The sequence below is a fragment of the Gaetbulibacter sp. M235 genome, from assembly GCF_043876835.1.
GTDB lineage: Bacteria > Bacteroidota > Bacteroidia > Flavobacteriales > Flavobacteriaceae > Yeosuana.
The window spans coordinates 1-15,224 of sequence record NZ_JBAWJZ010000004.1 but is presented as its reverse complement, the minus strand read 5'-3'; the positions used below and the strand labels follow the sequence as shown (position 1 = coordinate 15,224).

The following is a 15,224-nucleotide window of genomic DNA, read 5'->3' as shown; positions in this document are numbered from 1 at the left end:
GCTTTTGATATTGGGTTTATAAAGTTACAATTGTTTTGCACCAAAACCAATTTTGTCGCAAATATAATGTCCATTTTGACAATATGCAACTAATTCATTTTTAATGAATTCTAAAATTGGTTTTGCATCTTTCTCTGGATACAACACATGAACGTTTGCACCAGCATCTAACGTAAAACTAACAGGCAAACCTGTATCTTGTCTAAATTCCCATATTTTATTGATAATTTCCAAGGTGTTTGGCTTCATCAAAATAAAATACGGCAAACTAGTCATCATCATAGCATGTAGCGTTAACGCTTCACTTTCCACTATTTCAATAAAAGCATAAACATCTCCAGACTTAAAAATTTGTATTAGCTTCGTCAGATTTTCATTGGCTTGAGCAAAACGTTGTGAAGCAAATGGATGATGGTGCATTAAATTATGTCCAACCGTACTGCTTACTTGTTTTTCGCCTTTATCAACCAACAAAATAGTGTCTTGGTAATTTTTGAAATTTTCATGGACTTCATAAGGATATTTAACTCCAAACAAATCTGAGCTACCTTCAATATCATTATGATAACCCCAAACAATTAAATCGCCTTCAATACTTCTGCAAGCACTTCCAGAGCCTAATCGCGCCAAAAACGATGCCTTTTTATTTAAATAATCGCCATCCATTTTAGAATTCAATTGCTTTTCGATGCTCATTAAGCACATTGCCAAAGCACTCATTCCGCTTGCTGAAGATGCAATTCCCGAACTGTGAGGAAACGTATTTGATGTTTCTATAACAAAATGATAATCTTTTAAAAAAGGTACATAAACTTCAATTCTTTTAAAAAAGGTTTCGATTTTTGGTTTAAAATCCTCTTTTTTTTCTCCATCTAGATATACATCAAACGAAAACCCATCTTCTTCATTTTTCTTCTTTACAAAATCAAGTGTTGTAATAGTTTTACAATTATCTAGAGTAAAACTAATGGATGGGTTTTGAGGCATTTGATTTTCCTTTTTACCCCAATACTTAACCAACGCAATATTACTTGGAGATTCCCAAGAAATACTTCCGCTTTCAAGTGATTTTGAATATAATTCAGGAATAAAATCTTGTTCTGTCATGTTGCTTGTTCTGAAGACAAAGATAATAACTTTACCATTGTATTATAGTTTCTCGATGTCGCAAATGTTTTAAGTATACGCTCAAAAAAATTTGCATTAAATTTAGCATTACCATAGCCGCTAGCACAGTAAAAATAAATACAATCCATAATGATTTTATACTCTTCACCTTCATACACTTTTTCTGAAGCAACTTTTATCAACTCATTACTTGGCGTATCATGCAACATCATAAAATAACTCGTTTTCTTTTTTTCTTCTGAAAATGGACAATCATCAAAAATACGTTTCAAGTCAGGTCTTGTTATTGCTAAAACAGAAACCTCAAATCCAAAATAATCTAAAATCGCATTCTTAATTGTTTCTTCTATTTTTTGAATCTTTTTTTCTGAAGATTGCAGAACGACATTCCCACTTTGAATATAGGTTTGCACGTCTTCAAAACCAGATTTAGAAAGCAATTCACGCAATTCAGCCATTGGCACTTTTTTGTGTCCACCAACATTAATACCTTTTAAAAGAACAATGTACGTTTTCATTGTGAGATTGATTTAGCAACTATAAAAGCACTTGTCCACGCATTTTGAAAATTAAATCCTCCTGTAACGGCATCTATATTTAAAACTTCACCAGCAAAATACAAGTTTTTAAACAACTTGCTTTCAAAGGTTTTAAAATTGATTTCTTTTAAATCTATGCCTCCAGCAGTTACAAATTCTTCTTTAAAGGTACTTTTTCCAATTACATTAAAAATAGCATGAGTCAATTGATTTGCTAACAATTCTAACTGCTTTTTATTCAACTCTGCCCAACGAGTTTCAATATCTATTTCAGAAGCTAAAACCAATTGTTGCCACAAACGTTTAGGTAAATCAAATTGAGCCGATTTAAAAACCGATTTCTTAGCAAGTTCATTTTTAAAATCTTTCAAACAATCTAGACAATCGTTAACTGATTTTCTAATGAAATTAATTTCTATTCGAAACTTGTAATTACGTTCAGCTAATTCTAAAGCAGCAAAGGCTGATAGTTTTAATATGGCTGGTGCACTCATTCCCCAATGGGTAATTAACAAAGGCCCTTCAGAATAAAAATCGGTATCAACAATATGAATTTCTACATTTGAAGCCACAACTCCAGGTATATCGTTAATGCGAACATCTTTTATATTAAAGGTGAAAAGCGATGGAACTGGTGGTGAAATAGTATGTCCCAAATTTTCTAAAAGACTCCATATTTTAGAATTACTTCCTGTTGCAATTACCAGTTTTTCTGTTAAAAAATCAGCTTCTGAAGTTTCTATTTTCCATAAACCATTTTCGTTTTGAAAGGTTTTTACAGCATGGTTATATAAAATTTCAACACCATGTTTTTTTGATTCATTTAAAAAACAATCAATAATGGTTTGTGAAGAATTAGATACAGGAAACATACGTCCATCATCTTCAATCTTTAGTTCTACGCCTCTTTTTTCAAACCATTCTATTGTGTCGCCAGTCATAAATTGATGAAAAGGTCCAAGCAATTCCTTTTCTCCTCTTGGATAATTTTGCACCAATTCTGAAGGAATAAATTCAGCATGAGTCACATTACAACGTCCACCACCAGACACTTTAACTTTGGTTAAACCTTCGCTTCCACGTTCTAAAACAGCAACTTTTAAAGAAGGATTTTGCTCTGCAATATCAATGGCTGCGAAAAATCCTGCTGCACCACCACCAACAATTATAATGTCATACATCTTCATCATTTACTCAGGGGTCTCATCAATCCTTCTTGGGCTACCGAGGCCACTAGTTTCCCGTCTATAGAAAAAATATTCCCTCTGGCAAATCCACGGGCATTTGATGCATTGGGCGATTCCATTGAAAATAATAACCAATCATCAAAATCAAAGTCCCTGAAGTACCACATAGAATGATCTAAACTGGCTGTTTGTGTATTCCCCCAATGGGCTTTACTGGCGTGTGGATTAAGTGCAGACACCAAAATATTATAATCGGAAATATAGGTTAAAATTTGTTGTTTAGTGGCCAGATCCAAATTTTTCACATCTCCTTTAAGCTTGAACCAAACGTCACTAAATGGAGGTAAATCTTTTCTGTCCAAAGGATTTGTTACAACTGTTGGCTTAAACTCTATAGGTCTTTTTATTTCAAAAAATGTTTTAATACTTTTTGGTAAAAAGTCTCCATATTGGTGCAATATATCTGTCCAACTTAATAAATCTTCCGGTTGTTTTAAATTAGTCTTCATTTCTATTTGATGGTCATACCCTTCTTCTTTTTTATGAAATGAAGCTGATAAAATAAAAATGGTTGTATTGTTTTGTTGTGCTGTTACTCTTCGCACTGAAAAACTGCCTCCGTCCCTGACATAACTCACATTAAAAGTAATTGGCAAATGCAATTGTCCTGCTTCTAAAAAATAAGCGTGCATGGAATGCAGAACACGCTGATTAGTTATAGTCCTGCTAGCAGCATTAATGGCTTGCGCCAAAACCTGACCGCCAAACACATATTGATTACCTACCGTTTTACTATAGCCAATAAATTGTGTATCGTCAACCTTGTCTAAAACCAAAAGGCTTAATAAGTCCTGAACTGATGTCATTAATAGTCTTTTTTTGAACTTGTAAAACTATTAAAATCATATCAGCTTTCAGCAAACTTTATATAAGTTTAACTAATCGGCTTTTTCCAATAAAACAATTTTGAATGGAGACTCTAACTTGGCTTTACCATTTTCAACTTTTAACTCTTGATCTGAGTAGGCGTCACGCAACACATCTCCATCTTTAAATACCTTAGAAACATCAAGTGTTTTCACTCCTATAGGCAAGTCCAATCCTATCACTACCATATCTTGGTAATTACCATTACTATAACTTCTATAGAACAAATAAGGGTCTTGTGAGATCATTTGATGTGTACCTGCTCCCACAGCAGGGTGATTTGCCCTAAATTGACCTAATTTCTGTGAGTGCAATAACAAATCTTTAGTATCCTGATTGTTTTCAATGGATTCCCAATCCATAAACGATCTTAAATTGGCATCATCTACCGCCCCATCAATAATTAATGGTCTTGCAGTCTCATCACCATAATAAGTCTGAGACGTTCCCGGGGATAGTAACAATTTAGTCATTGCCTCATAAGGCTTTTCTCTTTTTACATCAAAAGGACCCCCATCATCATGAGATGATATATAGTTTAGTACTCCAAATCCTTTCATGTCATTTTGTAAAATGTTTGAGTATCTTGAAAACAAACTTTCATATGTGCTTCTAGCATCATATTTAAATCCAAAATTGATCAAACTATGAAAACTATTGTCAAAATAGTTAACCTTCTTATCTCCAAAATCATATAGTTTTTTGTTAACGATATTATAGCCATACACTTCTCCAACCAAGTAAAAGGAATTATCGTCAAGTACTCTTTCAGGGTTGTTCTTTTTCCACTCTGAAAAGGCATAGTCACACTCTGTTCTAAACTCCTGCCATACATTCTCCTCGGTATGTTTAACTGTGTCTGCACGATACCCATCAATGCCAAACTCTGTGATATAATCGGTCAACCATTTAATGATATAAAACCGTGGTGCTCTTGGATACCCGGTACGTTTAAAGAACGCATCTAATTCTGCAACTTCCTGCTCATACCTACCTTCTGCTTTCCATTTTTCAACCAAAAAATCAGGTAGTCCAACATCTTCATTACTTTCTGTTTTTATATCTGGCAGGTTTCTAACCAAGGTACAACTCACTGTACTTTCATAATTCTGATAAGTACATTGTCCTTCGGTTCGCACCCAATCTTCAGGATAAGCTGAATCTTCTTCGGTTACCGGACCTGTATGGTTTATTACAGCATCTAAAACGATTCTGATGCCTTTACTGTGTGCCACTTCAACCAATTGCTTTAAATCTTCTTTTGTACCGTAATTAGGGTCTAGCGCTGTCCAATCCCGTGTCCAATACCCATGGAATCCATAGGTCACCCCTGTACCTTCATCAGTTGCATCATGAATTTGCTCAACAATGGGTGTTAGCCAAATGGCATTAACCCCTAAATTGGTAAAGTATCCTTCTTCTATTTTTTGAGTGACACCTTTGATATCACCACCTTCAAAACCTCTTAATTTACCTGCTTCTCTTGTTCTGTTGAAACTGACATCGTTAGACTCATCACCATTATTGAATCTATCAGTCAACAAAAAATAAAGATTAGCGCCTTCCCATATAAAAGAAGGGTTTTGTTTCTCAATATTAACTTGTTCTTTTTTCTGCCCCTGACAGTTTAACACAGTCGTTAATGCTATAATTAATACAATAAATTTCATTTAAGTATTATTTTAATTTTAAAATAAAGGATTCTAATGGTTTAACATCAATTCTTACAGACGCTTTATGATCAATAACTTTCAATGTTGACGTGTATGAACCATACAACTGATCGGTTACCTGATAATCACCATCCTTGAGGTCTAACTTACTTACCAAATCTTCCGGTAATTGCAATTCAAAACCAAAAGTATCTGTATCATTGAAGTTAGACACAATAATCAATTGTTCTTCATCACTCCAACGCATATATGACAACACTTTATCATTATACCACTCAGTATTTGCTCTATTATAGTGATGAATATCCTGATACTGTCCCATCAATGCTGAACTGTTAACAGTAAAGTTAAGCAGTCTCTTATAAAAATCACGAAGGGATTTTTCTTGATCGGTTGACTGGCCTCCATCAAATTGTTTGTCATTGACCCAACGCTGAAGATGTGGCACCCCTATATAATCAAAAATAGAGGTTCGTGAAGGTTTCCCAAAACCTGCATCTTCTGCTCCGGGCTCACCAACTTCCTGACCAAAATAGACCATGGTTGGAGCTGTACTAATAGTGGCAGACACCACCATAGCCGGTTTTCCTTTTTCTGCGTTACCAGCAAATTCCGGACTGGCTATACGTTGCTCATCATGGTTTTCAAGAAAATGAAGCATGTTATGTTCAATATCTTTTAGATCTTCCTGAATAGGTGAAATATGATCTGTACTTCCATGTCCTTGCATGATATGTTTAATGGTATCATATAGTTGCACCTTATCATACAAGTAATCCATTTTCCCTTTTCTTATATAATCTCTGTAAAGGCTTGGATTGTAAACTTCGGCTAACAAAAAGGCTTCCGGATTTTTCATTTTAATACTTGAATTCATAAAGCTCCAGAATTCCACAGGAACCATTTCGGCCATATCATATCTAAAACCATCAACACCAAAATCTAACCAATACAGGGCAATATCTCTAAATTTAACCCAGGAGTTTGGTACTTGTTTGTCCTTCCAAAACTCAAAGTGTTTCTTATAACTTTCATAGTCAAAACCTTCCGGTAATTCATCAAAATCTTTTTGGCCATCGGGTGATATTCCGTAATTAATTTTAATGGTTTCGTACCAATCGTAAAAATCGGGTTGACTAAGCCTAGACCCATTACCTGTCCATTTTGCGGGGTTTTCTTCAAATTTATTATCACTTAACGAATTAGTATCTCCTCCTAAAGGCTTATAACCATCTCTGAAAACCGGTACTTTAAAGGCTTCTCCCGGAATGTAATAAAAGTTATTGTTGACATTATATGCAACCGTTTTATCATCTTTAGCGCCAAAATCCTCAATGCCTTCCGGATTGCTTAAACTTTGATAATTTCTGGCCACATGGTTTGGAACAATATCAATGATCAATTTTAATCCTGCTTTATGAGTTCTTTCAATAAGTGCCTTAAATTCTTCCAACCTGTTTGCCGGATCTGTTGCTAGGTCAGGGTTTACATTGTAATAATCCTTAACAGCATAAGGTGATCCTGCACGTCCTTTAACCACATCGGGGTCATCATTGGAGATGCCATACTTAGTGTAATCTGTAATGACATCATGATGAGGCACACCTGTATACCAAATATAAGTAACTCCTAAATCTTTGATTTCCTTTAAGGCCTTATCGGTAAAATCAGCAAATTTTCCAACACCATTTTCTTCAATGGTCCCCCAAGGTTTGTTGGTTGTATTGGCATTCCCAAAAAGACGGGTAAACACCTGGTAAACTACTTGTTTATGTTTCACCTCATTATTCTGATCCTCAAGATCCTTTTCCATTTTTTTACAATTTGACAACATCATTATACATAGTCCTAATATACTGTAAGCAACCCTTTTCATAAAAAGTTTTATTTCATTATTAATATCTTATATTCCCAAGGGTTTAACTTGATGATTCCTGAGTCTGTATAATTTACCTCTTCATCATTCATATAGTTTAAAAATGTACCTTGTGGCATATAGTTTAACTCTTGCTCATCTGAAGATAAATTTGCAACAAACAAAATGGTTTGATCTCCTTTTGACCTCGTATATATAAGAATGTTTTTGTTATCGGTCTTTATTCTTTCAGAGGAAGCAGCCTTTTTCCCTCCATTTAAAGCAATATTTTCATTTTTTAACTTCCCTAATTTTTCCAAAAGTGGCCACATAGTTCCTTTTGTTTTTGGAATGGAATCTTTTTCGAAAAACTTTAACCTGTGGTTCAAATTGTACTCTTGTCCTGAATAGATCAATGGCATTCCCGGAACCATATAGCTAAAGACTGTCATTACCTCTGAAGCATCACCTAAACGTTCTTCAACTGTTCCTGCCCAAGAATTTTCATCATGATTAGTAACAAAGTTCATTAAGATATCATCCTTCTCAAAGTCAGAAGCAATATACTCTGTAAGAGAATCAAAATCTTCCAACGAATTGGAACCTTGAGCAATTCTATTCATTAAATGATGTTGTTTCCAACCATATTCCATATCAAATAAATTTGCTTTCATGAACCTTGGTTCATCATTTTCTGCCAACCAGAAAAGGGCTCTTTTTTCATTCAATTGAGGTATAGCCTTTTCCCAAAAAGACACCGGCACCGGCTGTATGTGATCGCATCTAAAACCATCAACCTGTTCTTTCTCAACCCAATACATCATATCTTTTATCATTTGCTCTTGCATTGCCATATTTGAATAATCTAATTGAGCAACGTCTCCCCATCCTTTTGATGTACCATCGTCATTCAACGGATCTGTAATTTCACCATCAGCATTCTTTACATAAAAATCAGGATGCTCTTTAATCCAATTATGATCCCAACCAGTATGGTTTGGCACCCAGTCTAAAATCACATAAATACCATTATCATGGGCGGTTTTCACCAACTCCCTAAAATCTTCAAGGGTTCCAAACTCAGGATTTATTTTGGTATAATCTGAAACGGCATAGTAACTTCCCAGCATTTTGGCTCGCTCTGTTTCATCTTCAATTTTTGATGCAAAATCACCTCCAGTAGCCTTTCTTTTGGTAACCGAAATGGGGTTGATTGGCATTAACCAAATGATTTTTACCCCCAATTGTTTTAGTTGCGGAATGTCTTTAGTGAATTCATCAAACGTCCCTTGTTGTGAGTATTGACGAATGTTGGCCTCATAGATCACAGCTGTTTCCATAACATCCGAATTCATAGGGGCTAAAGCTTCAGCTTGTACTTGTTCAGCTAAGTTTGCCTGTCCTTTTTTATCATTGCAGGCTATAAATAAGACAAGTGTAAATAAGATTACTGCTATTTTTTTCATCTTTTAGTTATTTTATTTTAATATGATTTTGGCATCTTTATCAGTATTCCATACCGTAGGAATAGTAAGTGTTCTATCTATTGAATTCCAATTAAATTTAACTTTTCTATCATTGATTTTAACTCTCTTAGGGGCTTTTTGAATATTATGAATCACAACCAAAATTTGCTTGTCTGATGACACATAATTTTTCCCTGTTTGAGCTGTAAATTCCAGTTTTAAACACTTCTTCTCGCTCTTACTTTTAAATATAAGCATTTCATAAATTCCCTTTTCAAATGCATTGGCTGTTTTTCCATCATCATTATAAAACTTACGCTCACTGTTTTTTATTGATGAATCATTGTAATAATGAAGTTCCAATCTGTCTGCTTTATATTCCTCTGTATTTTGCATAGGTTTCGCCATCAATACAAACGCGCCTCCCCTTATATACGTAGGTATTGAATTTTCTTTAGTTTGAACATTTTTAGATTGTTCTCCTTCAATTGCTTCATCTGTATAAAAATCAAACCAGATATTCTCTTTAGGAAAATAAACGGTTTGTTGTTCTTTATGGTTTTCCAAAATAGGGCTCACCAAAAAATCCTGTCCCCACAAATAGGTTGACGAGTCACTAAAAAGTGATTGGTTTTCTGGTTCTTCAAAAAATAATGGACGCATTAATGGAACTCCTGTCTGATTATTTTGAAAAGCAAGGTTATAACTGTATGGTAGTAATTTATAACGTAATTCTATAGCCTCTTTAGCTAGGGCTTTAGCTTTTTCACTTCTAAAAACGGGCTCGCTAGGCACTTCTTCTTGAGCGTGTGGTCTGTAAATTGGTTGAAAAACACCGTACTGTAACCAACGTACATATAATTCATCATCCAGATTTGCTCCGGCAAAACCACCTAGATCGGAATGCATATAGGCAAGTCCTTGCATCCCCATTTGTAATGCAATTTCGGGTTGTGATTGCAAGCCGCCCCAACTTCTGTTCACATCACCAGACCAAGGTATAAGTCCATATCGTTGCGAACCGGAATATCCTGCCCGCATGAGAATAAACGGTCTTTGATCTTTAAAATCACGTTGATACCCTTCGTATACTAATCGCGCCCAATCATGCCCATAAATATTATGGACCTCATCGGCCGTTCCTGTGGCATGCACCAAACTTGAAGGATGTACTTCGGGTTCTCCCAAATCACCCCAAAAGCCGGAAACACCTTTGTCTGCCAATCCTTTGTAAATATTCCAAAACCACTGTTCTGCTTTTGGTTTGTAGATATCTATCAGCCCTGTATTTCCAAAATAGAAATCATAAGTGCCGGGATTTCCAAGAGAATCTTTTGCTAAAACATCTTCATCTACAGCTTCCTGCCACCTGTTGGATGTTGTAAGTATAAAAGGTTCTGTGATCAATACTGTTTTAACACCTTTATTTTTTAAGCGTGAAACCATGCCTTCAAAATCTGGAAAAGAATCTTTAAAAACCTCAAGGTTTCCCATAGTTCCTTTGATGTCCTTTCCAAACCAATATAGATCTAAAATAATAGCATCAACGGGAATATTGTCTTCTTTAAACTTATCTATTGTAGCTTCTGTTTCATTTTGAGAATGGTATCCAAACCTGCTTGAAAAATTACCTAATGTCCAACGTGGTGGAAAAGGTTGTTTTCCTGTCAAGTCTGTATAATTACCTATCAAATCATACCAAGAATCCCCAACAATAACCTGATAGGTTTTCCTGCCTGAAATGGTTTCATAAGTCAATGTATTGTCTCCTTTACTGTCTAGATCCAAAAATCCAATAGGGGCATTATCAAAATGAACCATATATTGTTTGGATGATAACACAATTGGTATGGCGAAATTCATTTGCTCAGAATGTGTTTCATAACCATAATGGGCTCTGTTATAAAGTGGCAACTTATAGCCTCTTCTGTTCATTCCTAAAGCTCTGGCACCTCCTCCATATATAACTTCATCTTTAGTCAGATTGAATTGAATAGTTTCTAAATTGTCATTTTTAATATAGCCTCCTTTTTCAGAAATAACTACTTCTCCTTTATAAGAATAGGCAATTTGAAAAGGGTTTTTATTAATAATAACTGAAAGCTCTTTTGAAGAAATCTCAATGCTGTTTTCTCCATCTTTCACACTGGTTTCAGTGCTTTGAGGCGTCAAAACCACTGCGTGTGATTTTGGATTGAAAACTTCACCTTCAGGAATAAATGTGGTTTCAACAATTTCAGAGGAATAAAACTGAATGCTGTAACTCCCATCATTTACTTTAATTTCAAAAGTTGAATCAGAGTGTTCTTTAAAACTTTCAAATATCCTATTTGGGTTCTGCGCGAAAGCAATAGCGCTTATAAAAAACCAACCTACTATGGTATAAAAATATCTATTCATTTTCTTTACTTAATAAAAATAACAATGGTATATCCAATCGCTGATTCCATGAATTCTCACTATGATCCTTTCCTTCAAACTTTAAATTTTTAAAATTGGTGTCATCATATCCACCGTTTAAGAAAACAGCATCTACCTGATCACTATACTGAGGATAGTACTGATCCAAAGTTTCTGTACCATAATCAAAATACATTTTATGTGATTTGGGGTCAGGTAAACGAGACCTCATATATTGAAAAAAAGCTTGTGGAACCGGATTATTGTCAGATGGTAAAATTCCTGGCCAATGGGTAGAAATACAAGCGGCTCCACCAAATACTTGGGGATATTCACAAACTGCGTACATTGAAATTAAACCTCCCATGCTTGATCCGGCAATAAATGTATCCTCCCTATCTGTTAAAACCGAAAATGTTTTATCTACAAACGGCTTAACCTCTTCTACAATGAATTTCAAATAATTATCTGAATTAATATCTGCTTTAAATAATCTTTGCAAATCAAACCCTTTTGTGTTTTCTAAAATGGAATCTTTATTTATAAAACCCAAAGGTTTATTTGGAAAGTAATCACTGTGTCGAATATCAGGAATATTCCACATGGCGACAACAATAAAATCCTTAACCTTTTTTTCACTCATTAATTTTGTAGCCCATTCATCTACTTTCCATTCTTGTTTATTCCAAGTTGTTGTAGAATCAAATAACATTTGCCCATCATGCATATATAAAACAGCATATTTTTTATTGCTTGAATAATTATCAGGCAACCAAATATCTACATTTCTTGAGACTATAAATTTTGATGGAAAACTTTCAATTCTCATTAATTCTCCATTTGATAAGTTGATATCAGAAACCTTTTTGGGCACAATACTATCTATGTTTTGGGAAATCCCCGAAAACATCACCATGAATACCAATAAAAAAAGACAGCATTTTTTCATACTATTTAGTTTTTAAGAAAAAGCCAACGAACGGCTGCTTCAAATTCTACTTTCCAAAATGATTCACTATGGATTCCATCAGGAACTACTTTTGAGTATACATTCTTTTTTTTGAACCCATTGGTTTTCATAAGTTTAACCATCGCTTGCATATCATTTGCCATTTGTTCGTCTCCTCCTTCATTAGCACCAACCAAAAAATACATTTTCAAATGTTTTTGGTTTGCATGTTCTTCAGTATAGTTGAAGCTTTCACTAGCATACCAAAACGATGGAGAAAATACTCCTATTTTACCAAAAACGTTTGGATATTTTAATCCGGCATAGTGTGAAATGAGTCCTCCCATAGAACTACCCATGATAGCGGTATTTTTCGCATTGTTTTTTGTCCTGTAGGTTTTATCTATTTCGGGTTTTAACGTACTCACAATAAAGTCTAAGTAGGCATCGCCTTCAGCTTTGCCGTATTTACTGTTTTCCCAAGGAGAATATTCGCTGAGTCTTTCTACACCATTGTCTATGGCAACGACAATAAGATTTAAACCGTAATCTTTACTTAACCTATTTAGTGTTTCATCCACTTCCCACTCACCGGCATAAGAAGTTGCATTGTCAAACACATTTTGTCCATCGTGCATATATAAAACAGGGAATCTTTTAGAACTTGTTTCATAATTTGGTGGTAAATAGACCCAAATTTTCCGTTCCCTGTTTAATTGGGGCATCTTAAAATTTTCGGTAAAAACATGCACGTTTTTTGATGCTGTAGCGTGTTTTGTAGTTAGGGATTTGTCTGTCCAATTGCTAATGGTTATTACAACTGTATCCTGTGGTTGTGTGAAAGAATACGTTCTATTTTCTATATTGGAATTTTCTGGACCACACTCTACCGAATCCCAAGATCCTAAGGTGAACTTAAAACTAATGGCTTCTTTTAGTTTAGGAATTGTAATGTGATATTCCTGATGGTTTTTTATCAGTTTATATTGGTCTTCTCCTCCAGACCATCCTTCAAAATCACCGGAAATGTAGATATCCTTTTTGTAATCGTGATTTTCAGGTAGATTATTTATAATGAATGTTACTTGACAAAACAGAATTTGGCTAATGGAAAAACATATTATAAATAAAAAGGTTTTCATAGTGTTTACTTTGTGGTTAACATCATGATCCCGTCTGTAGTTAACGTTAAAGTGTCGTTCCAAATGACTTCCTCTCCTGATATAATGTTTTTTAAGGTTTTTCCTTGAAGACCTACTTCAGAAAAACGATTTAAATCTAAATTTATAGGATTGTTGTTTTTGTTTAGGATAACTATAACCGTTTCATCATCTAAAACTCGGAACAAGACATAAACCCCATTTTCCGGTGCAAAATGAATGGTATTGCCATCAGGGATGGCTTTACTGCTTTTTCTGTAATTCAACATTTTCCGCACAAACAATTGCATGTCTTTTTGTACATCTGTCAACCCTTCACCTGTAACAGCATTAGCTCCATCACCTTCCCAACCTCCCGGAAAATCTGAACGTATTAAACCATGGTCTCCCGGTTTTGCCGTATCGTTCATTAAAATTTCTGTCCCATAATAAAATTGAGTGATTCTTGGTAAGATGAAAATATAGCCTAATGCCATTTTGGTTTTGGTTATATCTTCATGCAATTGCGTAAAAATCCTGCTCATGTCATGATTATCAGGAAAAATCATGATATCCATTGGATTTGCATAATAAAAATCATTTGCCAATCCTTCATACATTTTTACAAATCCAGAATCCCATTGTTCTTTTTCATTCAATGCTTCAACTATTAGATGTTGCATGGGAAAATCCATAGGGGATTTTAAATTAGAAACATAGCCATCATTGTTTATCTTGCCTCTTTGCCAATACCCAACTATTAATGGGTTGAGGCTCCACTCTTCTCCAACAATACTAAAGTTTGGATATTCATCCATAATGGCTCCGGACCAGTCTGATAAAAATGTCTTGTCTGAATATGGATAGGTGTCTTGCCTTATGCCTCCTAAACCCAAGGTTTCAATCCACCAAATACTGTTTTGAATCAAGTAGGTTGCCATATAAGGATTTTGCTGGTTCAAATCGGGCATAGCCTCAACAAACCAACCATCGGTCATTCCTTGCTTATCTTTTTCTGAAGCATATAGGTCTTCGTTTGTGGTACGTCTATGATTAGAGTTCTTTAATTGAGCATGGTTTTCGAATGCCCTTTGTTGGTTAACCCAATCTGTAAACGGTAAGTCCTTCATCCACCAATGCTCACTTCCGCAATGATTAACCACTTGGTCCATAACCAGTTTTATGCCCAATATTCTGGCTTTATCTGCCAGTTCTATATATTCATCAAGGGTTCCAAAGCGAGGGTCAACCTGATAGAAGTCTGTCATGGCATAACCGTGGTAAGAAGCTCTATACATATCGTTTGTCAATAATGGGGTAGGCCATATAGCCGTAAAGCCCATATCATGTATATAGTTTAAATGATTTATAATGCCTTTGATATCCCCACCATGTCTTGCATAGTCATCATGCCTATCAATGGTCTTTTCTTTTAGATAAGTTACAACATCATTTGAAGCATCTCCATTAGAAAATCTGTCTGGTGTAATAAGATAAATAGCATCACTACTGCTAAACCCAATATAATCTTCAGCTGGTTTTATTCTGGATTTTAATTCATAGGTTTGGATTTTTTCTTCTCCACTATCAAATGTAAAGTGAATATTGAATTTTCCAGGCTTCGTTTCAGGAGAGATATTCAAGTCGATAAACAAATAGTTTGGACTGGTCCCTTTTACCACATTTTTAATAGTAACCCCTTCATAAGAGATTTCTATTGAAGCTGTATAAATATTAGCATCTTTAACCAATAACTGAAGTGTCTCATTTTTAAATCCTACCCACCAGTTAAAAGGCTCAACTCTCTCAATCTCATTAAATTCTTTAAAGGATTCTGAAGTCATTTTCTGCTTAAATTTTTCTGAAGGGTTATCATTGAATGCCGTAGAAAAGGTAACAGCTAAAATTGAAACAATAAAAACAAGGCTCTTCATATTTATTAAATTTTGAAATTAAACTGT

The 15,224-nt window shown here is 34.8% G+C and carries 11 protein-coding genes; all 11 read right to left on the bottom strand.

All coding sequences use genetic code 11. The features are described 5' to 3' along the window. Positions 1–24 precede the first annotated feature (24 nt). The 11 genes from V8G69_RS07445 to V8G69_RS07395 all read right to left on the bottom strand — a co-directional run bounded on the left by V8G69_RS07445 (position 25) and on the right by V8G69_RS07395 (position 15,197). A complete protein-coding gene (locus V8G69_RS07445; protein WP_394881209.1) occupies positions 25–1,107 on the bottom strand; it encodes a diphosphomevalonate/mevalonate 3,5-bisphosphate decarboxylase family protein in 1,083 nt (360 codons plus the stop codon). Further along, on the bottom strand, positions 1,104–1,646 hold the full coding sequence (locus tag V8G69_RS07440; protein WP_394881208.1) for a DUF1697 domain-containing protein: 543 nt from the start codon (positions 1,644–1,646) through the stop codon (positions 1,104–1,106). Before V8G69_RS07440 ends, V8G69_RS07445 begins: the two co-directional genes overlap by 4 nt. Continuing rightward, the gene (locus V8G69_RS07435; protein WP_394881207.1) at positions 1,643–2,857 is read right to left on the bottom strand and encodes an NAD(P)/FAD-dependent oxidoreductase; all 1,215 of its coding nucleotides are present in this window, start codon (positions 2,855–2,857) and stop codon (positions 1,643–1,645) included. Before V8G69_RS07435 ends, V8G69_RS07440 begins: the two co-directional genes overlap by 4 nt. After that, complete coding sequence (locus V8G69_RS07430) at positions 2,854–3,720, bottom strand: acyl-CoA thioesterase (RefSeq protein ID WP_394881206.1); 867 nt, start codon at positions 3,718–3,720, stop codon at positions 2,854–2,856. The genes V8G69_RS07435 and V8G69_RS07430 overlap by 4 nt, the downstream gene beginning before the upstream one ends. A gap of 72 nt (positions 3,721–3,792) precedes the next feature. Next, on the bottom strand, positions 3,793–5,451 hold the full coding sequence (locus tag V8G69_RS07425; RefSeq protein WP_394881205.1) for an alpha-amylase family glycosyl hydrolase: 1,659 nt from the start codon (positions 5,449–5,451) through the stop codon (positions 3,793–3,795). Between the two features lie 7 nt (positions 5,452–5,458). Continuing rightward, on the bottom strand, positions 5,459–7,267 hold the full coding sequence (locus V8G69_RS07420) for an alpha-amylase family glycosyl hydrolase (protein WP_394881204.1): 1,809 nt from the start codon (positions 7,265–7,267) through the stop codon (positions 5,459–5,461). A gap of 71 nt (positions 7,268–7,338) precedes the next feature. Next, positions 7,339–8,775, bottom strand: coding sequence for an alpha-amylase family glycosyl hydrolase (locus V8G69_RS07415; protein ID WP_394881203.1), 1,437 nt, complete (start codon positions 8,773–8,775; stop codon positions 7,339–7,341). A 12-nt stretch (positions 8,776–8,787) separates the two neighbouring features. Further along, positions 8,788–11,175 carry a TIM-barrel domain-containing protein gene (locus V8G69_RS07410; RefSeq protein WP_394881202.1) on the bottom strand — a complete coding sequence of 796 codons (2,388 nt, stop codon included), beginning with the start codon at positions 11,173–11,175 and terminating at the stop codon, positions 8,788–8,790. Next, positions 11,168–12,124: an alpha/beta hydrolase gene (locus V8G69_RS07405; RefSeq protein WP_394881201.1), complete on the bottom strand. Its 957-nt coding sequence runs from the start codon at positions 12,122–12,124 to the stop codon at positions 11,168–11,170. Before V8G69_RS07405 ends, V8G69_RS07410 begins: the two co-directional genes overlap by 8 nt. Positions 12,125–12,129: 5 nt before the next feature. Beyond that, positions 12,130–13,266 (bottom strand): alpha/beta hydrolase, encoded by a 1,137-nt coding sequence (locus V8G69_RS07400; protein ID WP_394881200.1) that lies wholly within the window; start codon positions 13,264–13,266, stop codon positions 12,130–12,132. 5 nt (positions 13,267–13,271) lie between these two features. Continuing rightward, on the bottom strand, positions 13,272–15,197 hold the full coding sequence (locus V8G69_RS07395) for a glycoside hydrolase family 13 protein (protein ID WP_394881199.1): 1,926 nt from the start codon (positions 15,195–15,197) through the stop codon (positions 13,272–13,274). Positions 15,198–15,224: the final 27 nt, after the last annotated feature.